General features: G+C 63.7%; 17 protein-coding genes and 2 pseudogenes. 9 read left to right on the top strand and 10 right to left on the bottom strand.

The genetic code is table 11. The features are described from left to right. The first annotated feature begins 1 nt into the window (after position 1). The 3 genes from A5658_RS09220 to A5658_RS09210 all read left to right on the top strand — a co-directional run bounded on the left by A5658_RS09220 (position 2) and on the right by A5658_RS09210 (position 3,010). Positions 2 to 454 carry a PAS domain S-box protein gene (locus A5658_RS09220; RefSeq protein ID WP_082993037.1) on the top strand — a complete coding sequence of 151 codons (453 nt, stop codon included), beginning with the start codon at positions 2 to 4 and terminating at the stop codon, positions 452 to 454. Positions 455 to 521: 67 nt separating this feature from the next. Next, positions 522 to 2,138 carry a chloride channel protein gene (locus A5658_RS09215; RefSeq protein ID WP_067333235.1) on the top strand — a complete coding sequence of 539 codons (1,617 nt, stop codon included), beginning with the start codon at positions 522 to 524 and terminating at the stop codon, positions 2,136 to 2,138. Between the two features lie 95 nt (positions 2,139 to 2,233). Beyond that, the gene (locus A5658_RS09210; protein ID WP_067333179.1) at positions 2,234 to 3,010 is read left to right on the top strand and encodes an SDR family NAD(P)-dependent oxidoreductase; all 777 of its coding nucleotides are present in this window, start codon (positions 2,234 to 2,236) and stop codon (positions 3,008 to 3,010) included. Positions 3,011 to 3,495: 485 nt separating this feature from the next. Here A5658_RS09210 and fadD4 read toward each other — a convergent pair. From fadD4 to A5658_RS09190, 4 genes and pseudogenes are all read right to left on the bottom strand, one after another. After that, positions 3,496 to 5,007 (bottom strand): annotated as a pseudogene (fadD4, locus tag A5658_RS09205) (fatty-acid--CoA ligase FadD4); the annotation flags it as partial. A gap of 28 nt (positions 5,008 to 5,035) precedes the next feature. Next, positions 5,036 to 5,974 (bottom strand): TIGR03619 family F420-dependent LLM class oxidoreductase, encoded by a 939-nt coding sequence (locus A5658_RS09200; RefSeq protein ID WP_197503082.1) that lies wholly within the window; start codon positions 5,972 to 5,974, stop codon positions 5,036 to 5,038. After that, a complete protein-coding gene (locus A5658_RS09195) occupies positions 5,971 to 6,582 on the bottom strand; it encodes a nitroreductase family protein (RefSeq protein WP_067333231.1) in 612 nt (203 codons plus the stop codon). The genes A5658_RS09200 and A5658_RS09195 overlap by 4 nt, the downstream gene beginning before the upstream one ends. A gap of 44 nt (positions 6,583 to 6,626) precedes the next feature. Beyond that, a complete protein-coding gene (locus A5658_RS09190; RefSeq protein WP_067333178.1) occupies positions 6,627 to 7,739 on the bottom strand; it encodes a dihydrodipicolinate reductase in 1,113 nt (370 codons plus the stop codon). Between the two features lie 96 nt (positions 7,740 to 7,835). On the opposite strand from A5658_RS09190, the gene A5658_RS09185 reads away from it, so the two are divergent. Further along, entirely contained in the window at positions 7,836 to 8,744 is a 909-nt protein-coding gene (locus A5658_RS09185; protein ID WP_067333229.1) for an enoyl-CoA hydratase, read from the top strand. Positions 8,745 to 8,761: 17 nt separating this feature from the next. Continuing rightward, entirely contained in the window at positions 8,762 to 9,172 is a 411-nt protein-coding gene (locus tag A5658_RS09180; RefSeq protein ID WP_067333177.1) for a PaaI family thioesterase, read from the top strand. Here the strand turns inward: A5658_RS09180 and A5658_RS09175 are convergent. Beyond that, a complete protein-coding gene (locus tag A5658_RS09175) occupies positions 9,151 to 10,170 on the bottom strand; it encodes an acyl-CoA dehydrogenase family protein (protein ID WP_067333176.1) in 1,020 nt (339 codons plus the stop codon). The two genes, A5658_RS09180 and A5658_RS09175, sit on opposite strands and share 22 nt — an antisense overlap. Positions 10,171 to 10,275: 105 nt before the next feature. Between A5658_RS09175 and A5658_RS09170 the strand changes: the two genes are divergently transcribed. Beyond that, positions 10,276 to 11,433: an acyl-CoA dehydrogenase family protein gene (locus A5658_RS09170; protein WP_067333175.1), complete on the top strand. Its 1,158-nt coding sequence runs from the start codon at positions 10,276 to 10,278 to the stop codon at positions 11,431 to 11,433. Here the strand turns inward: A5658_RS09170 and A5658_RS09165 are convergent. After that, positions 11,422 to 12,201 (bottom strand): TetR/AcrR family transcriptional regulator, encoded by a 780-nt coding sequence (locus tag A5658_RS09165; protein WP_067333174.1) that lies wholly within the window; start codon positions 12,199 to 12,201, stop codon positions 11,422 to 11,424. The genes A5658_RS09170 and A5658_RS09165 overlap by 12 nt on opposite strands. 309 nt (positions 12,202 to 12,510) lie before the next feature. Between A5658_RS09165 and A5658_RS09160 the strand changes: the two genes are divergently transcribed. Next, positions 12,511 to 13,698 (top strand): amidohydrolase family protein, encoded by a 1,188-nt coding sequence (locus A5658_RS09160; RefSeq protein ID WP_067333173.1) that lies wholly within the window; start codon positions 12,511 to 12,513, stop codon positions 13,696 to 13,698. 10 nt (positions 13,699 to 13,708) lie between these two features. On the opposite strand, the gene A5658_RS09155 is transcribed toward A5658_RS09160, so the two are convergent. From A5658_RS09155 to A5658_RS09140, 4 genes and pseudogenes are all read right to left on the bottom strand, one after another. Next, positions 13,709 to 14,533: an enoyl-CoA hydratase/isomerase family protein gene (locus tag A5658_RS09155; protein WP_067333172.1), complete on the bottom strand. Its 825-nt coding sequence runs from the start codon at positions 14,531 to 14,533 to the stop codon at positions 13,709 to 13,711. An 18-nt stretch (positions 14,534 to 14,551) separates the two neighbouring features. Next, positions 14,552 to 15,637, bottom strand: a complete 1,086-nt coding sequence (locus tag A5658_RS09150) for a hydroxyacid dehydrogenase (RefSeq protein ID WP_067333171.1) — start codon at positions 15,635 to 15,637, stop codon at positions 14,552 to 14,554. Positions 15,638 to 15,668: 31 nt separating this feature from the next. Then, positions 15,669 to 16,784, bottom strand: coding sequence for a TauD/TfdA family dioxygenase (locus A5658_RS09145; RefSeq protein ID WP_067333170.1), 1,116 nt, complete (start codon positions 16,782 to 16,784; stop codon positions 15,669 to 15,671). A 52-nt stretch (positions 16,785 to 16,836) separates the two neighbouring features. Continuing rightward, a pseudogene (locus A5658_RS09140) lies at positions 16,837 to 17,686 on the bottom strand (HpcH/HpaI aldolase/citrate lyase family protein). A 35-nt stretch (positions 17,687 to 17,721) separates the two neighbouring features. Between A5658_RS09140 and A5658_RS09135 the strand changes: the two are divergent. Then, the gene (locus A5658_RS09135) at positions 17,722 to 18,867 is read left to right on the top strand and encodes an acetyl-CoA acetyltransferase (RefSeq protein ID WP_067333168.1); all 1,146 of its coding nucleotides are present in this window, start codon (positions 17,722 to 17,724) and stop codon (positions 18,865 to 18,867) included. Then, on the top strand, positions 18,867 to 19,271 hold the full coding sequence (locus A5658_RS09130) for a Zn-ribbon domain-containing OB-fold protein (protein WP_067333167.1): 405 nt from the start codon (positions 18,867 to 18,869) through the stop codon (positions 19,269 to 19,271). Before A5658_RS09135 ends, A5658_RS09130 begins: the two co-directional genes overlap by 1 nt. Positions 19,272 to 19,445 lie beyond the last annotated feature (174 nt).

Raw genomic sequence — 19,445 nt, 5'->3', positions numbered from 1 at the left:
CATGAGGTCTCAATCGGCGTCCGCAGCGGTGGACCGGCGCAAAGCCCAGTCTCGCGGCGAGTCGGCAACTGAGGTACTACGCGACTTCTCCGCCCTCCTCGCCCTGAGTCGACTCCCCGTCCCGATCCTGGCCGTCGACGACAGGGGCGTCATCGACTTCGCCAACGAGGCCTTCGCGGCGATGGTCGGCTACGACCGTCAGGACCTGCTCCTGATGACCGCGCAGTCATTGGTCGACTGCGCCGCGTCGCTCGAACGCGGCATCGTCGCCATGTTGCGCGGGCGCGCGAACTCGGTCATCCGGGTGCGACACGCGGACGGCTGGACCATGCCGGCACTGCTCAGTGAATCGGTGTTGGTCCGCGACAACGAGAAATTCGCGGTCGTCGCGTTGACCGATCTCACCGAGATCGCCTGGCACACATCACCCAACGACGAATTGCTGCCCGGCTAGCTTTCCGTCGCCATCGACCTGGGTCCCCCGACACAAGATCTCCAGGTTGGTGCGCGATACTGCGGCGATGAGCACTCGGTTGGCAGACTTCGTCGTTGATCGACGGATGCTGCTCATGGTCACCCTCGCGGTGCCGATCGGCGCGCTGGCCGCGGGTGCGGCGTGGTGCCTGCTCCGGCTCATCGGGTTGGTGACCAACCTCGTCTTCTATCAACGCTGGGGCGTCGGCCTGGTAGCCCCGGGTGCTCAACACCATCCGTGGTGGCTGGTGTTGGGCGCACCGGTGGCCGGCGGCCTGGTTGTCGGTGTGATGGCCCGGCTTGGATCGGAGAAGATCCGCGGCCACGGCATGCCCGAGGCGATCGAGGCCATTCTCACCCAGGGTAGCCGAGTCGAGCCGAAAGTTGCTGTGCTGAAGCCTATTTCGGCGGCAATCAGCATCGGCACCGGCGGGCCGTTCGGCGCCGAGGGTCCGATCATCATGACGGGCGGGGCGCTCGGTTCGATCCTCGCGCAGCATCTGCATTTGACCGCCGACGAGCGGAAGATTCTGTTGGTGTCCGGCGCTGCCGGCGGAATGGCGGCGACGTTCAACTCTCCGTTGGCGTCCATCCTGCTCGCCATCGAACTGCTGTTGTTCGAGTGGCGCCCGCGCAGCACGGTCCCGGTCACCGCCTCAGTCGCGACGGCGATCATCGTGCGCGAATTCATTCTCGGCAGCGAGCCGGTATTTCAGGTGACTCAACACGTCACCCATATCGGGTGGAACATCGACGTTTTGGCTTTGGTGGCCGGCGTGTGTGGTGCCGCGATCGCGATCGTCGCCACCCGATTGGTGTATCTGTCCGAAGATCTGTTCGCGCGCTTGCCGTTTCACTGGATGTGGTGGCCGGCGATCGGCGGCCTTATCATCGGGATCGGCGGCCTCATCGAGCCGCGCGCCCTGGGCGTCGGATACGACGTGATCGGTGCGCTGCTCACCGGCAACGCCACGCTGTCGCTGATCGTCGGAATTCTTGTTGTGAAGACCGCGATCTGGTCGCTGTCGCTGGGATCGGGTACCTCGGGCGGTGTGCTCGCCCCGCTGTTCATGATCGGCGGTGCGCTCGGAGGCCTTGTCGGACACTGGTTCCCAGTGGTGTTCCCAGGATTCTGGGCGCTACTGGGATTGGCTGCGGTGGTGGGCGCCGCGATGCGCGCACCGCTGACCGGAATCGTCTTCACGCTCGAACTCACTCACGCCTGGCCGGCGCTGTTCCCGCTGACCATCGCCTCCTTCGCGGCATACGCGGCGTCGGTGCTGATCCTCGACCGCTCGGTGCTGACTGAGAAGATCGCCCGACGCGGCCTACATCTGACGTGTGACTACACCACGGACCCACTCGAAGCCTTCTTCGTCGAAGAGGTGATGCGTACCGAACCGCCCCCCGTAGCGGTGGGAGGCACGATCAGCACCCGGGACACCTTGCGGCATGCGGCGAATGTGTTGGCCGAGGCCGGTGGACGTCCGTTACTCGTCCTGTCACCGGATGGCAGCGAGCGCGGCCACCTTGTGATGGACGACCTGCTAGTGGCCCGACTGCACGACCTGAACGAAGACACCCTGCGGACTCGTCACTTCGTCACCTTCGCCCGTCCGCGGCCGATGACCGACCGTCCCGGACGGGGTACGGCTCCCCACTGACCTAATTCAGCAGTGGCACACGGTATTTCGACCAGGCCCGGCGGTAGATAACCGCTGCCGTGAAGCCGAAAGTATCCACTGCTTAGGATGTCGACGTGGATATCAATGGAGCTAGCGCTGTCGTCACCGGCGGCGCGTCAGGAATCGGTGCGGCGACTGCCCGTCAGTTGGCCGCCAAGGGTGCCCGGGTCGTCGTCGCCGACCTTCAGGCCGACAAAGGCGAGGCACTCGCCCAGGAGATCGGCGGCGTCTTCGTCACCGTCGACGTCACGAAGACGGACCAGATCATCGACGCGGTCAAGACCGCCGCGGACCTCGGCCCGCTGCGCGCGCTGGTCAACTCGGCCGGCATCGGCTGGGCGCAGCGCACCATCGGCAAGGACGGCGAGTTCTCGTCGGCCCACGACCTCGGCGCCTACAAGAAGGTGCTCGAGATCAACCTGGTCGGCACCTTCGACTGCATCCGCATCGCGGCGACCCAGATGAGCAAGAACGACTTCACCGAGACCGGTGAGCGTGGCGCGATCGTCAACATGACCAGCGTCGCGGCCTTCGACGGCCAGATCGGGCAGGCCGCCTACTCGTCGTCCAAGGGCGGCGTCGTCGGCCTGACGTTGCCGGTCGCCCGCGACCTGTCGGCCGTCGGTGTCCGCGTCAACACCGTTGCCCCCGGCCTGATCGATACCCCGATCTACGGCGAGGGTGAGGCCTCGGAGGCGTTCAAAGCCAAGCTCGGCGAGTCGGTGCTGTTCCCGCACCGGCTGGGCAAGCCCGACGAGCTGGCTTCGATGGTCATCGAGCTGCTCACCAACTCGTACATGAACGCCGAGGTGGTCCGCGTCGACGGCGGCATCCGGATGCCACCGAAGTAGGCCTGCAACGCCGAAAGGCCACCGCGGCTACAGCGGCCGTAGGTTCATACTCCTTGTCATACGGCGTCGCTTTGCCCTGCAGTGATGACGCTTGCCTCATGCTGTGTCACACGGAAGTTGTCTCGACTTCGTGTCATATCCTCGGCCTAGTTCGACGGCCCATCATGGGACGGTATGGGCCTGTTGAGACCGAGGCGGCTGGCACAGACCCGTTGGCCGACGGCTGGCGACAAAGCAAGGCCCATTGAACGCCGAGGCGATCAAGGCGGCCGCGATCAAATGCTGATATGCGGCACGGATGACCGAGCGGGCGTTGGGATGTCGTGATTGTTGCCAGGGTCTTATTGCGAACGATGAAGTGGGAGAACGTCTCTAGATACCTAAGAGGGTTTCCCTGAAGAGGGTTGTCGCCACGTTGGCTGTTGACCTCCGCATCCCTCCGGTCGCTCAACCTTGCTGACTCCACTTCTAGTCTCGTAGATGGCCGCATACCTGGCGATCAACTCCCGCTTGTAAAGCTTGCCGGCATCCGTCCGCGGCAGCTGAGTCTCGAAGTGCAGAGCGCGGGGACATTTATAGTGCGCCATACGACTTCGCAGCCACGCGATCAATTCTTCAGCGAGCCCCGTAGACGCGAGGGTGGGATCGGCCAGCTGTACGACAGCGGTCACCGACTGGCCCATCACCGGATCCGGAACGCCGAACACTGCGGCGTCGACTACCAGTGGGTGACTGACGAGAAGGTTCTCCGTCTCCTGCGGGTAGATGTTCACTCCCCCGGAGATGATCATGTGGCTGCGCCGATCGGTGAGGTACAGGTAACCCTCTTCGTCGAGGTAGCCGACGTCTCCGACCGTGACCCAACCTTGCGGGCTGCGCGCCGCGGCGGTCTTAGCCTCGTCGTTGAGGTACTCGAACGGGTAACCACCCTCGTAGTAGATCTCGCCAACGTGCCGTGGCCCGAGCTCGACGCCTTGGTCGTCGAGGATGTGAGGTGTACCAAGCAGCGGCTTGCCCACCGATCCCGGATGTGCCAGCCACTCCTCGGCGCGGATGAATGAGATACCTGCGCCTTCCGATGACCCGTAGTACTCGTCGACGATCGGTCCCCACCAGTCGATCATCTGGCGCTTGATCTCGGGAGGACATGGCGCGGAGGCGTGCACGACGCGTTGCAGGGTCGACACGTCGTAGCGCCTCTGAGTTTCTTCGGGTAGCCGCAACATTCGTACAAACATCGTCGGCACGAACTGCGCGTGCGTCACCCCGTAGCGTTGTATGCACTCTAGGGCACCTTCGGCGTCGAACTTCTCCATCAAAATCGTTGTCGCACCGGCAGCTTGGGCCGCCATGGTCCACATCGCTGGCGCGGTGTGGTAGGTCGGAGCAGGGCTCAGATAGACCGAGCCTTCAGTCACGCCGAGTGCTTCGAAGACGGGTGTCGACAGACTCGAAAGGCCCGCGCGCGGCGGTTCTAAGGGCCGGCGTATCCCCTTCGGTCGACCGGTGCTGCCCGCCGAATACTGCAAAAGCTGCCCATCGCATTCATGGTCAATCGGTGTCGAAGGCTCGCCCGCGACGCATGCAGGATAGCGCTCCCAGCCTGCCAGTTCGTCGTCAGCGATCAGCGCAACGAAGGGTAGTCCTGCCGGAAGTTGTTCTGCCAGTTGCCCGCACACATCCCGCATCCCGCGGGAGGAGATGATGGCCTTCGCGCTTGAATCGTCCACGATGTACGCGATCTCGGAGACGCTGAGATGTGTGTTGACCAGGGTGTAGTACAGCCCGCTCCGCTTGGCCGCCCACATCGCGGCGTGGATGTGCTCGTTGTTCTCCATCAGCACCGCGATGCTGTCGCCGGCAACCAGACCCGTATGCCGCAAGAATTGGGCAAGCCTGTTGGCGCTAGCTTCAAGATCCGCAAAGCTGACCTTGACGCCGGAATGGTAGAGAATCACAGCGGGTTTCGAGGAAGCCGCGTGATCACGTAGCTGCATGAATAAGCCTTTAGCGGGTAGACGCTTCTTAACGGGTGACGCCGCAGAACGCCTCGACAAGCGGGGACAGGACCTCGACAGCGTGCAAACCATTGTCGGGCACCGCAATAGTGAACCGAATATCGGTCACGCCGGCGGCAACCAGTGCGGGTACCGATGCGACGGACGCGGCGTAGTCGATCGATCCGTCATCGCCCTTGACGGCTCGCGCGGCGCCTTGAACCTGCAGATTGCTGGGGTCGCCGCCGTGGTCGACCACTTTGTCTTTCATCGCCGTGATTGCGGTGGGCAGGTCAGCGAACGCGGAGCCCCAGGGGATCCAGCCACTGCCGAATCGCGCGATTCGCTTTGCGACGGCGTCGTTGACGGTGCCGCTGATCCAGCAGGGCACGCCGCCGGACTGGACCGGCTTGGGCATCTGGTGGATCCCCTCGAAGGACAGTTCGGGTGAATCGTAGGACGCGCGCTGTTCGGTCCATAGCGCCTTGCAGACTTCGAGAGTGTGATCCAACAGTCGACCGCGACGAGCAAATGACAGACCGGCGGCGTCGTATTCTTCGCGCTGCCAACCCACTCCGACACCGAGATCGACTCGGCCGCCGGATATCACGTCGATTGTTGCGAGTTGCTTGGCCAGCACGGCGGGTCGCCGAAGCGCGGCCAGCAGTATCGACGTTCCGAGTCGGATCCGAGTCGTGGTGGCCGCGATCGCCGTCAGAACAGCGAGCGGTTCCAACCAGCTTCCGTCGGGCCCGGTGGGTTGGCGACCCCCGGATACCCCGCCCACGGCCGGGTCGGCATAGGCCTCGGGATGTTCTCCGAACACAACGTGATCGGACACCACGACGCGATCGATGCCCGCGATGTCCATCGCTTGTGCGATAGCCAGCGTTGCGCGCCAATCATATTGGGGGCCGTCGGTGAAGGTCTTCAGGTACAGCGAGATCTCCGGGGTGCTTACCGTCATGTCGCCTTCGTCCCCCAGGATTGATCCCAACGGTCGGTCGCCGCGACCTCATTGAGCGGCTTTCGCCGAACCGGGTGATGTCCGCCCTTGGGCCAGCCGACCGTCAGCAGAGTGGCGATCTTCCAGTCGTCGGGAATGCCGACCATGGAACGTAATTCGTCTTCACACGACCCGTGCCACAGGGTGATCGCCGCGCCGAGACCTTGCGCACGCGCCGCCAGGAGGAAGTTCTGCACGGCGGGAAAGATCGAGCCGCCCTGCTGTAATTCCGTGGTACCTCGCTGCGGCTGGACGCAGAACAGCACCAGCACCGGCGCTGCCCCGCCGACGCGCATGTGTTCGGCCATCGCCCGCAGAACGCGTGACTTGGGGTCGTCTGCCGTGTCCTCGGGCATCGAGAACTTGTAGAACTCGGCCATCACGTCCCATGTCTGGTGGGCCGCGGTGGTGATCACATCGCGCACGCTGCTCGACCTAAGGACGACGAACTTCCACGGCTGCTGGTTGCCACCGGACGGCGCCCAACTCGCCGCGCGCAGACAGGTTTCGATGACCTCGTCAGAGACGGGGTCATCGCGATAGCGCCGCACTGCCGACGACGTCCGCATGACCTCCCACAGATCTGCGGGCACCGGCGGCACGATCTGCCCGCTCACGGCGTCGCCGCCGCGGGCATCACACCGCGCCAGGTTCCGCCGCGGACGGGGCCGGTGACCAGGGGCAGATCGAGTGTCGACAGCAATCCAGTCGGCGCGGCCATCACGGCAGGGATCGCGTTGAGTTCGCGCATGACGGTGGCGTAGGTCAGGCCGCGCATGTTGTTACCCCGGCCGTGCATCTCGATGTCGACGGTGTAGGTGGGCAGGCCGTCGACGATGACCCGGTAGCCGCCGTGCGGCGAGGGATGCCGCGGCCAGTCCGGTGCGGAGCCGTCGCCCATGCGTGTGACGTGTTCCAGCACGACGCGCTCCTCCCCGTTCACGATGCCAGCAAGTTTGAAGCGCATTCCGCCCATCGTGCCCGGCTCGATCCAGCCTGAGGCGACCTCGTATCGCGTTGTGGCCAACCACTTCTCGATCGAGGTGTCGACGCGGTCAAGCGGCAGCCCGACGCCGTCAGCGACCAGGTGAACGGTGGGCGCCCACAGCGCGGCGAGACGCTCGGGGTCGAATAGCGGCGCCGGATGATCGGGGGTGTGGCCGAAACCCATGAAGTCGAACATGATGTCGGGTTGGTTGATGGGGCCGTAGTCGAGTATCTCGAGCATGGTGATGCTGTCGACGCGGCTGCTGAAGCCGGTCATCGTCAACGCGATGACGTCGTTGGCCCAGCCGGGGTCGACGCCGCTGTTGAAGAAGCTGGTGTCGCCCTCCAGACATGCCGCTTGGAGCAATTCGACCGTTTCTTTGTCGGCGGCCGGCGGGTAGCACATCGGGACCAGCGATGTGCAGACCACATGCTTGCCCGCGCGCAGGCAGCGCGCGATGTCATGCGCGGCTTCGTGATAGCGATAGTCCCCCGACGCGAAGTAGGCGACCACGTCGGCGTCGATCGACAGCGCGGCATCCACGTCGCGCGTGGCGATGATGCCGGTGACCGGCATTCCGCAGAGTTCGCCGGCGTCCTTGCCGTCCTTGGCTTCGGCGTGCACCACCACCCCGGCCAGCTCGAGTCCCGGATGTGCGATCAGGGCGCGCAATGCGCCGACGCCGACCTGGCCAGGACCCCACAGAATTACTCGCGGACTGCGTTGACCGTCCGCCATCCGCACCCCTTCCGGTCATCGCCACTAACTGTGAGAACATACCTTCTCATATGTTGATAACACCATTGCCGTAGCGAGAGAACCGTGGAGGAAGCGATGAGCGAGTACGAGTTCCTGAAGTGGGAGTCCTTTGACGACGGCCAGATCGTGCGGATCTCCCTGAACCGTCCCGAACAACGCAATGCGCAGAACCGCGGCATGTTGGTCGAACTGGACGACGCGTTCGCCAAAGCCGAGGCCGACGACAATGTCCGCGTCGTCATCCTCGCCGGCGAGGGCCCGATGTTCTCCTCCGGTCACGACATCGGCTCCAAGCAAGCCCGCGCCGAGTTCACTCCTGGACCGGACCAACACCCCACGGCAAAGATCAACGGTGGGACCCGCGAGGGCGCCGAGAAGATCATGCTGCAGGAATGGCACTACTTTTTCCAAAACAACCTGCGTTGGCGCAACCTTCGCAAGATCACCATCGCCCAGGTCCACGGCGATGTGTTCTCGGCTGGCCTGATGTTGATCTGGGCGTGTGACTTGATCGTCGGCAGCGAGGAAGTTCGATTCGCCGACGTCGTCGGCACCCGACTCGGCATGTGCGGCATGGAGTATTTTGGCCATCCCTGGGAGTTCGGACCGCGCCGCACCAAGGAACTCATGCTGACCGGCGACGCCATCGAGATCGAGGAGGCCTACCGGCTCGGGATGGTCAGCAAGATCTTCAAGCGTGAAGAGTTAGCGGAACGGACCTTGGAGATGGCTCGGCGCATCGCCACAGTGCCGACGATGGCGGCCCTGCTGATCAAAGAGTCGGTCAACCAGTCCGTCGACAACATGGGTTTCTACAACGCCCTGCAGTCGTGCTTCACGTTGCATCAGCTCAACCACTCGCACTGGGTGGGAGTGCGTGACGACAAGCGTGCGACTGCCGGTGAGGAACAAGGGGTTCCAGATTGGCGGACCGCTCCCCCGATTGTCACGTCGGTGAAAGACCGGGTGCGGGCCGACGCGTGACACCCACTCCTCGCCCCATGGAGGTGACCATCCCGGGCCACCTGTTCGAGCAGCTGCCCTTCTACGACGTGGTCGACGACGATGACACGGTGGTGGTGGATCTGCAGAACCGCGACGATCTGGTCAACATTCGCGGTGCGCTCCAGGGTGGCCTGCTTGCCACACTCATCGATGTGGCAGGCGGTCGGCTCGCGATCAAGTACGCCAAGGCCGGAGCGGGCACCGCCGACATGTCGATTCACTTTCTCGCGCCGATAGTCGAAGGTCCGGCTCGGGCCACCGCGACGCTGGTTCGCGCGGGCAAGCGATTGATCGTCGTCGCGGTCGACGTCGTTGACGTGGCCAGGGATCGGCTGGCCGCCCGAGCGACGCTGAGCTTCGCGGTGATGGAGCCTCGCGAACCGGCTCAGCCCGCCACGGCCCCATAGCGCGCATCAGCTACGCGGTCCAGGGCGCTGGCGGGGTCACCGAAAACCATTGCCCAACCTCGTATCCGGCGGTAGTAAAGCTGGATGTCGCCTTCCATGCCGAACCCGTATCCGCCGTGGATCTGCAGGCTGCGCCGTGTGGCGTCGCGCGCCGTTTCGTAGGCGAACGCAAACGCCATCGCCGCCAGTTCGCGGACGCGATCAGGCTCGTCGGCGAAGGCGCACGCCGCCTTGAGTCCGAGCAGCCGTGCCCCGTCGGCGGCGGTGGCGCTGTCGGCCAAGGGGTGCGACACGGCTTGGAACGTGCCGATCGCGGTGCCGAAGGCATGGCGTTGTTTGGCGTAGTCGACGCCCATCTCCACGGCCCGTTTGGCCGCGGCTGCCATCGCAATCGCGGTCAGCGCCAGCCACAGGTCGAGAGCAGTGGAGAACATTTCACGTGCACCTGATCCTTCAGCGAGCACGACAGGTTCATCGTCGATCGTGATGTCTGCCAACGGCATTGACGCTAGATTCGCCACCGCATTGCGGTTACTCCCGATCGGTATCGCCAGTAGCCGGCCCTCGACCAGAGCGACGACGTGGTCTGCCACTGCTCCACCGGGCACCATGCCCAACCGCGGACCCCGGGCTTCGCGCGGCGCGAACGTGACAAGGTGCTCACCGGCGAGAACCGCGCTCAGTAGCCCCTTGGCGGCCTCGCCCGATTGCGCCAGCACGCGCGCGGCAATCTGCGCTTCGATGAGCGGAGCAGAGGCGACCGCGCGACCGAACTGCTCAGCGATCAGTCCGAGTTCGAGTTCCGATGCCCCCCAACCTCCGGCAGCCTCACCGACCGACATTTCGACTGCGCCCGTCTCCTGCAGCGCCTTCCACAACTTGAGGTCGAAGCCCGACGGCTCAACCGCCCGGATACGCTCGGAGGTCGATTCGCGGGCGAACAGAGCGGCGAACGAATCCACCAGCTGTCGTTGCTCGCCCGTTACGCTCAAATCCACGGCTTCGGTCCCATCACGTGCGGATATCTGTGCTCTCAGATTTGAGAGTAACATTATCGTCCACACTCGCCTTGGCCGTACGCGACAACAGATTGGCATGCACAGATGCATTTTCAGCTCGACGCAGACACCGCTGCGTACCGCGACGGAGTCCGGGCTCACCTCCACGATGTCCTGACCCCCGAATTCGAGGAGCGTCTCTATCGCAGTGGTGTTTCACACGACGACGAGTTCGCGAAAGGGCTTGTCGCGCACGGTTACTTCGCGCCGGGGTGGCCTGTCGAGCTCGGAGGGCAAGACCGCAATCTGTGGGACGACCAGATCGTCAAAGAGGAGTTGATGCGCGCCGATGCGCCGGTCTACCTCTCGGAAACCACCAGGATGGTCGCGGCGATCATCCGTCAGATCGGCACACCGGCGATGAAGGACAGCATTCTGCCCGGCGCGCTCAACGGCGATATCACCATCGCTCTCGGCTTCACCGAACCAGAGTGTGGGTCAGACGTGGCCGCGGCTGCCACGAAAGCGGTCCGCGACGGTGACGACTGGGTGATCAACGGCTCCAAAATGTTTACCACCAACGGCCACATCGCCGACTACGTGTTCCTACTCGCGCGGACCAACCCCGACAAGCCGAAACACAAAGGTTTGACGATGTTCTTGGTGCCGTGCGATACCGACGGCTTTGATGCACAAGCGGTGTGGACGCTGTCCGGGGAGCGCACGAACATCACCTTCTACAGCGACGTCCGCATCGCCGACGAGTGGCGGATAGGCGAGGTCGACGGTGGATGGCAGGTGCTTGGACTGTCCCTGCAGGATGAGCACGCATCGGGCTGGGGCCCACACCTGACACGACTGCTGCATCATTCGGAGCGGTGGGCCACCACGCCCGACGATCAAGGCACACAACCTATTACCAACAGCGACGTCCGCCGTCGACTCGCCCGAGTCGCGATGGAGAACGAGGTGTCGGAGCTGCTGCTGCGCCGGTGCGTATGGATGCTCGAGCAAGGTGACATACCAGTATCGGAAGGCCCGATGTCCAAAGTGTTCAGCACCGAGGCGCTCGTTCGCGCCAGCCAGGACATGATTGAACTCGTCGGCACTGACGGATTACGTAGCTACCTCGAGCCGACCGCTCCTGAACGCGGGAGGATCGAGCATTCACTACGGTTCTCGTTGGGAACCACGATCTACGCGGGGACCAGCGAAGTCCAGCGCAACATCATTGCGCAGCGTGGGCTCGGCCTACCCCGTTAGCTTTCGAGGCCGACGGTTCGAAGTCGCGCGCGGCGCAGTCTTGCGGGTCGGCTTGGCCTGAAGAGGCGGTGTGACCGCTTGTTTGCACCACGCCCACAACTGATCCTCGGTTAGCTTCGGACTCTTGCCGCCCAGATGGAAGACGCCGATCTGCGCCAGCGCCGTAAGCGTCGTGTTCATCAAAGTGGTGAGCTGCGCAGGCGTCAGGTCGGTACGCACCAGTCCCGCCCGAGCGCATGAAGTGAGGATCTTCGTCAGCAGCTTCAGATGCGGCTCCCACACCTTGGCGAAGTCGTCGGGCCGCTCGATCTCCAAGCTCAGGTTGTAGATCGTCATGACTCGGCCGCCCACGGCCTCCGACGACTCCGCGCGGGATAGTACGCCGCGGCAAAAGGCCTCAAGTTGCTCCATTGGCCCGTCAGCCGCGGCGACGTCTTGTCGGATGTCCTCAGTGAACTGACTCGTGACGTTCTCGTAAAGCGCCAACATCAATTCTTCTTTGCCGGCGAAGTGTTGGTAGAACGCCCGCAGGCTCAGATTCGACCGGTCGATGAGCGTCTGGATGGTGAAGTCGGCCTTTCCCGACTCCTCAACCAGTTCGAGGGCAGTGGCCAGGAATCGCGAACTGCGCGCGAGAGCGCGCGCTCTAGCCGTGCTCAATCGCCGCTCGATCGTGCGCTCTTGCCACGACCCGGGCACCTCGACCTCGGCATCGACCAATTCCAAGCCGGAGTCAACGTCGGATCTGGCGGGCTTCTTTGTAGGCATAGTGCAGCCAGAATACCGCGCCGGCCTAACAAAATGCGCGTTCTACCTACACGTGTATGTTGATTGTCACTCCTAAAAAGTGCCGATTTCCGTTTTACTCTTCGGTATAGCCGCCGCATGCCAGTCGCCTTTGCCTCCAACTCCTAACCGCCATGCGCCGATTGGAGTCAGGCCCCAGTGCCGCCGGCCGCATATGCACGCCCGGGAGCGCCGCGCCAGTCTCGTGCGGTACGGTGGAAATGGTCATTCTCAATGTTCGAGTCAATGTGCCGAGGCTGGAGCCGCAGCCCGTGTCGAAGGAGTGAAACCTTGAGCGTCGACATCCGAATCGTCTCGCCGGACGATCATCTGGTGGAGCCCGCCGACCTGTGGACCAGCCGGCTGCCGGCACGCTACCGCGAGATCGGTCCGCGGATCGTCCGCACCCGCGGACGGATGAATCCAGCCGTCACGTCCGACGTCGCATTCATCGAAGACGACGAGGGCCGCGACGCCGACATCTGGCACTACGAGGACTCGGTGATCCCGATTCCCCTCATCAGCGCGGCCGCTGGATATGAAATCGACGAGCTCACCACCGACCCGATCACCTACGACGAGATGCGGCCGGGATGCTACCGCGTTCAGGATCGGCTGGCCGACATGGATATTGCCGGCATCGAGGCCTCGGCCTGCTTCCCGAATACCCTGGTGCGCTTCTGCGGTCAACGCTTCCTGTACGGCAAGGACAGGGAGCTCGCCAAGCTCTGCGTCCAGGCCTACAACGACTTCCAGATCGATGAGTGGGGAGGCGGCTCGAACGGCCGGCTGATCCCCTTGGGCATCATCCCACTGTGGGACGTCGAGCTGGCGGCGAAAGAAGTCGAACGGGTCGCGGCAAAGGGCATGCACGCGATCTGCTTCTCAGAGCTGCCTTCTCGTTTGGATCTGCCGTCCATTCACAGCGGCTACTGGGATCCGTTCTTCGCGGCGTGCGAACAAAATCAGGTCGGCATCATGCTGCACATCGGGTCGAGTTCGTCGTTGACCAAGTCCTCCCCGGACTCTCCGCATGTCGTCACCAGTGCGCTGATGGCCGTCAACTGCACCATCGCCATGGTCGACTGGCTGTTCTCCGGCAAGCTCAGGCAGTTTCCCAACCTCAAACTCGCGTTCGCCGAGGCTCAAGCCGGCTGGATCCCGTACTACCTACAACGCGTCGACGAGGTCTGGGAAGACCGGCGGGCCTGGGGCGGTATCCATCCGCTGCTGACCGAGCCGCCGAGCACCCAAGTCCCCGGCCGGGTATGGTTTTCCACGTTCGGTGATCCGGTCGCTTTCCGGATTCTCGATTTGGTCGGTGAAGACCAGCTGATGTTTGAGACGGACTACCCGCACAACGACACCAATTGGCCGCACAGCACCGAAGTAGCCAACAAAGCCACTGAGGGCCTGGACGAGGCGACCAAGCGAAAAGTGCTGTCCACCAACGCCAAGAACTTCTTCGGAATGGTGTAGCGCGCTGGCGTTACCGAGCCTGCCAGTTAGCCTTGCGTTTCTCCAAGAAGGCCCGCGGGCCCTCGATAGCGTCCTTAGTCAGCGCAACCTTCATGCGATAGTTCTCGGCGAGGAGCTCGGCCTCGTAGATCGGCAGGGTGAGCCCCTTGCGCACAGCCATCCGTGAACCCCGGACAGCCAGCGGCGCATTGGAATTCACGATTTCGGCGATCTCCCACGCCCGCGTCATCAATGAGTCGTGCGCGACCAGCTCGGTGAAGACGCCCAGATCGTAGGCGCGCTGCGCGTCGAGTCGCTCGTGTTTGCCCATCAGAATCAGCCGCATCGCCATCGGCAGCGGCAGGATCCGGGCGAGCCGGACTCCTTCGCGCCCGGAGGTCACCCCGATGCTGACATGCGGGTCCATCAAAGAGGCACGCTCCGAGGCGATCGTGATGTCCGCGGTCGTCACCAGGTCCATGCCGGCGCCACACGCAATCCCGTTGACCGCGCAGATGATTGGCTTAGTCATCTGCAACCACGGTGGCGTCGCTTCCTGCGGTGCATCCCATTGCCGCAGCGAGCTGAGAATGGGTTCGCCCTGGTTGTCGATGCCGGCTGCGTTCTCCACGTCGTGGTCGGCGGCCTTGTTGACGTCCGCTCCCACACATAACGCGCGGCCGGCACCGGTGATGATCACCGTCCAGATATCTTGCGAGCCTTCGATTTCCGCGTACACCGCACCGAGTTCCGCGATCATCTCGTCGTTGATCGCGTTCAGCACCTCGGGACGGTTGAGAGTCACACACGCGGTGTGATCCCTGACCTCGACCTCGATCGTCTCGTAGCGTGTCACCTGATCGGGGCCCTTCTCTTAGTGCGTCGACGGGGCTGTCGCGACGCGGACAGTCGGATACTCACCCAGGATCTCGTGGAATCTCTCGCAGTACCGGGGCCAGACATCCGGATTCAACAGGCGCGGTGGCATCTGGCCATCGAAGATCGTCTGCCATTGCGTCGCGGTCGCGATGGCGATATCGCGCGCGGCCTCTACGGTGATGCCGGCGGTGTGCGGTGTGGCAACGACGTTGTCGAGCTGCAACAGCGGGTTGTCGTGCCGGGGGGGCTCTTCGTGGAACACATCGAGGCCCGCCCCCGCAATTTCACCTGTGACGAGTGCGTCGAGCAGTGCCGTCTCATCGTGCACGGGCCCGCGGGCTGTGGTGATGAAAAAGGCAGTCGGCTTCATCGCGGCGAACTGCTCTTTTCCGATGAGCCCGCGGGTTTCCTTCGTGAGTGGGCACGTCACTTGGACGAAGTCCGAGCGCTCGATGAGCTCGTCAAGGCTCACCTGCCGGACACCGCGCATCGCGGCAGCCGCTTGATCGACGTAGGGATCGAAGACCAAGACCTCCATGGCGAATGGTGCGCACAGCTCGACCAGTCGGCCGCCAATGGCGCCGAGTCCGACGACGCCGAGGGTCTTGCCGAATAGCTGACTTCCCCGCAACACCATCCGATCTCCGAGCGGCCCGCGGCGCAATGCTCGGTCGGACACGGTGATCTTCTTGGCGAGGTCGAGCATGAACCCCAGGGCGTGCTCGGCCACAGCCTCGGCCCCCGGCCCGGAGTTGTTGCACACCGCTATCCCGGCGCGCGTGCACGCATCGACGTCAATGACGTCGTAGCCGGCCCCGGCCGAACAGACCGCGAGCAGGGACGGGCAGCGTTTGATTAGTGACTCTCCGGCCAACCACTGGGCGCCGTCGGTGACGCGGGCGACGTCGGTTCGCGTGGCGACTTGATAACCATGCGCAGATTCCAGTGCTGCCCAACCTTGTTCGGCAGGCGCCGTCAGGTCGAGACCGATGATGTCGATATCGGACTGCGCAAGGACATCTCCGGCGGCGGGGTCAGTCCACCGCTCAACGACCAATCGCGGTCGTGGCGCGTCGGTCATCTCTGGTGGGCGCCTGCTGGTGCACCGGCCGTCATGGCCGCGCCTTGGGTTTCGCCTGCGCCGCCTTGAACATGTCGGCAAGTGCCGGGTCGACGTTGCGGTAGTCGTTGCGTGCAATCGTGCCGTCACGACCGGGCACCACGTCGTATCCGAGACGCAGGTCTTTATTTTCCATGTGGAAGTACTCGCGGCCCAGCGGCAGTCTACGATCCGCGAGCGGAACTTCCATCCACGCACGCAGGAAGCAGCGTGCTTTCTTGGGATCGTTACTGCTGACGAAGTCAGACCGGGAATGACACATCGCGAAGTTGTTGGCAACCGCCGCTTCCCCCGATTCCAAACGGAATTCCACTTGTTGCTCGACGAGGATGTTGCGGAGCAGCTCGACCGCCTCCTCTTGTTGCGGCGTGAATTCGCGGCCGAGTGTCTTCATCGCCGGCAGGATGCTGCTGTAGGTGAAGTTGATGCAGATTCGCCCGTCGATCTGAGAGAACACCGGGACGTCGTAGGGCGTGACGTCGGGCTGATCATCGGGTTGTTCGCTGCGTCGGTGGTGTGGGAATCCCTGGTAGAGGACCTCGAGCAGGTCCGGGCGTTCGGCAAGGATCCGGTTGTGGGCCGCGGGTCCGCTGGCAAACTGGCTCTCCCCGCCCTGTGCCGCCGGGTACACACACAGCAGCGACAAGATGTCGGCCGCATCGTTGTGCATGGCCAGTTCCGCGCGGGACTTGGTGCCGCGCGCGGGTTGCACGCCCCCGGGCAGGATCTCCTCCTGAACGCGCACCATCCGGTGGCCGAATGAGTTGTTCGACACCAGGTAACCGAGGTGCGTGCAGAACGCCCAGTAGATGCGTTCGAGATCCTCAATGGCGTGCTGCTCGACGGGAAAGCCGCGCACGCACGCCAGCCCTTTGCCGTACATCAAGTCGTGGTATAGCCGGCCCAGATCGTCGTCGAGGTCTGGGTGCCGAGCGTCTTCGGGGGTGATCTCATCCCGGTCCTTATGAGCAGTCTTGGCCAGAATTGATTCCAGCGCAGCCACATTGCGCTTCGACAGGTCGAACGCGAAGTCTTCCTTGCTCGCGAAGTCCGACCCGGTCCACGCCATTGAATCGGCAACGGGTTCGGTGTAGATGGCGGTGGGCATCCGGTCCTCCAGGTCTTGTCGACGTCGCTGCGAAGCTATCGGTTGGGACTGATCACGAGGGTTCTCGTTGCGGCCCCTCGAGCCCACGGAGCGCGCGCGCACGGGCGGTAGCCGCCTCGGTCATCATCCCGACGTCAGTTCCCGCCGAGACGAATCGCAATCCCAGGCCCACGAAACGATTCAGCAGGTCAAGAGACTTTATTCCGGCTATCCCGAGCGCCACGCCGTGATCACGACAAGCCGCCGCGACCGATTCTACTGCACGATGGAAATGAGCATTCTCATACTGCCTGTGAATACCCATCTCTGCGGTCAGATCGCTCGGACCGACCAGGATCATGTCGACCCCCTCGACTGCGGCGATCGCGTCAGATGCCTCGACCGCCGCGGGCGTTTCGACCATCACGGCGACCACCGTGCGTCGTTCCAGCAACTCCACCAATTCATCTGCTGCCCGCGGCTGATATCCGCTCACCGCGTTGGGGCCGGAAATCGACCGATGCCCGATCGGGGGAAAGCGCGCAGCCTGAACGACCGCCTCTGCCTCTTCTTTCGAATTGACGTGTGGGACAATGATTCCCACTGCACCACCGTCTAACACCCGTGCGATGACGCTGGGATCGTGCGACGGCACGCGCACCAGGCCGGCGATTCCGGCACCGGCCGCGGTTGCGCACAACATCTGCGCTGTCTCCAGCGACGTTGCTGTGTGCTCGAGGTCGACGTAGACGGCGTCATACCCACTGGCCGCCGCGATCGCGGGCACCTCCGGAGTGCGTGAATTCAGCAGCGCGAGACACAGGACAAGCGCTTCGCCCCGCAATGCATCCCTCAGCGCCGCCGCCATGCGCTTAACCGTAGCGGACCGAGAATGCTGTTTCCACGATATCGTCAACGGTCATTATCGGCGCCGGCTCTGATGTGATAACCATTAGCTATGCCGTCGAACCGCGTCGCCATTGTGGGCGCAGCCCTCTCCGATTGCGGACGCGTTCCTGATAAGACCGCGATGGCACTGATGGCGCAGTCGTCGCGGCGCGCCGTCGCGGACGCCGGTCTCTCCAAAGACGACATCGACGGTTTCGGGGGTCACGGATCGCTACTGCCCCCGGTGGAAGTCAGCGAATACCTTGGCCTGCAACCCTCCTGGGTCGACGCGACGAATGTCGGTGGATCGTCGTGGGAGGTGATGGCCGGCCACGCCGCGTCGGCGATCGCGGCGGGGGAAATCGAGGTTGCTCTGCTGACCTACGGTTCGACCGCTCGCTCTGACGTCAAGCGTCAGATTCGCACCTCTGCTGCGGCGATGGGCACCGGAGGCGTGTTGCAGTATGAGGCGCCCTACGGTGCCACCTTGATCGCCAAGTACGCCATGGCGGCGCGGCGTCACATGATTGAATTCGGGACCACCGTCGAGCAGCTGGCCGAAGTCGCAGTCGCCGCCCACGAGTGGGCGTCGTTGAATGAGAACGCATTTGAACGGGACCGCATCACAGTTGCCGACGTCGCGGCCGCGCCGATGTTGGCGGACCCGTTCACGTCGAAGCACGTGTGCTTGCGCACCGACGGTGGCGGCGCGGTCGTGCTTGCCAGCGAGCGGGTGGCGAAAGATTGCGCGAAGGAACCGGTTTGGATTCTCGGCGCCGCCGATGCGACGTCGCACGTCAGCATGAGTCAGTGGCCCGATTTCACCACGTCGGCGGCGGCGCGGTCTGGTCCGCGGGCGTTCGCGCAGGCCGGCGTCGGTCCGGGCGATATCGATGTATGCCAGCTCTACGACTCCTTCACCTCCACCGTCCTGTTGACCGTGGAAGACCTCGGCTTTTGCGCCAAAGGCGAGGGCGGGTCCTTCATCGGGTCGGGCGCCTTACGACCCGGCGGGGCGCTGCCCACCAACACCGATGGCGGCGGGTTGGCGTCATGTCACCCCGGGATGCGCGGAATGTTCCTCATGGTGGAGGCCGTGAGGCAACTGCGCGGGGAATGCGGACCACGCCAAGTCGATGACGCGAACTTGGCATGCGTACATGCCATGGGCGGCTTTTTCACCCACAGCGCCACCATGATTCTCGGGAGGCAGTAATGACGACTCCTGACCGGCCCACGATCGACACGGACGGGCAAGCGTGGTGGTCCGCGGTGCAGGACCGCACTCTGATGGTGAACGCCTGCCGGAGCTGCGGCCGGAACTCGTTGTACGCGAGGCCTTTCTGTCCGCATTGCTGGGGCGACGACGTCGAGCTGGCGCCGGCCAGCGGACGCGCACGGCTCTACACCTGGAGCGTGATCCATCAGAATGGCCCGCCCTTTGACTCCCGTGTGCCCTACGTGTTGGCGATGGTGGACCTCCTCGAGGGGCCACGGCTGATGACGGTGGTGGACGATTGCAGCGGCGACGATCTACGCCCAGACCTGGAACTGGTGATCGCCTTCCGCGAGAATGACGACGGGTTTGTCGTCCCAGTGTTCGTACCGGCCAACAGCTAATTAGCGGTTGTCAAGCCCGAGGAACACCGTACGCGGCTGGGGCGGGTCCCTAATGATAGCGGGAAGAACGAAGACCTCGATGTAATGTCTTGCTACGTCAGCGTTTTCGCTGTTAGCAACAATGCCGAGCAGCAGACTCAGGACGGTTGTAACACGGAACTGGGTCGGCCACCC

Source organism: Mycobacterium sp. 1245111.1, assembly GCF_001673405.1.
GTDB lineage: Bacteria > Actinomycetota > Actinomycetes > Mycobacteriales > Mycobacteriaceae > Mycobacterium.
Note: the sequence above shows the minus strand (reverse complement) of the source record. Positions and strands in the feature narration are given on the sequence as shown.

Excerpts from the sequence above, each read along its gene's own strand:
- A5658_RS09190 (WP_067333178.1), bottom strand. The coding sequence starts at position 7,739 with ATGGCGGACGGTCAACGCAGTCCGCGAGTAATTCTGTGGGGTCCTGGC.
- A5658_RS09185 (WP_067333229.1), top strand. The coding sequence starts at position 7,836 with ATGAGCGAGTACGAGTTCCTGAAGTGGGAGTCCTTTGACGACGGCCAG.
- A5658_RS09150 (WP_067333171.1), bottom strand. The coding sequence starts at position 15,637 with ATGACCGACGCGCCACGACCGCGATTGGTCGTTGAGCGGTGGACTGAC.
- A5658_RS09200 (WP_197503082.1), bottom strand. The coding sequence starts at position 5,974 with ATGACGGTAAGCACCCCGGAGATCTCGCTGTACCTGAAGACCTTCACC.
- A5658_RS09135 (WP_067333168.1), top strand. The coding sequence starts at position 17,722 with ATGCCGTCGAACCGCGTCGCCATTGTGGGCGCAGCCCTCTCCGATTGC.
- A5658_RS09180 (WP_067333177.1), top strand. The coding sequence starts at position 8,762 with ATGGAGGTGACCATCCCGGGCCACCTGTTCGAGCAGCTGCCCTTCTAC.
- A5658_RS09215 (WP_067333235.1), top strand. The coding sequence starts at position 522 with ATGAGCACTCGGTTGGCAGACTTCGTCGTTGATCGACGGATGCTGCTC.
- A5658_RS09170 (WP_067333175.1), top strand. The coding sequence starts at position 10,276 with ATGCATTTTCAGCTCGACGCAGACACCGCTGCGTACCGCGACGGAGTC.
- A5658_RS09165 (WP_067333174.1), bottom strand. The coding sequence starts at position 12,201 with ATGCCTACAAAGAAGCCCGCCAGATCCGACGTTGACTCCGGCTTGGAA.
- A5658_RS09145 (WP_067333170.1), bottom strand. The coding sequence starts at position 16,784 with ATGCCCACCGCCATCTACACCGAACCCGTTGCCGATTCAATGGCGTGG.
- A5658_RS09130 (WP_067333167.1), top strand. The coding sequence starts at position 18,867 with ATGACGACTCCTGACCGGCCCACGATCGACACGGACGGGCAAGCGTGG.
- A5658_RS09195 (WP_067333231.1), bottom strand. The coding sequence starts at position 6,582 with ATGCGGACGTCGTCGGCAGTGCGGCGCTATCGCGATGACCCCGTCTCT.
- A5658_RS09220 (WP_082993037.1), top strand. The coding sequence starts at position 2 with ATGAGGTCTCAATCGGCGTCCGCAGCGGTGGACCGGCGCAAAGCCCAG.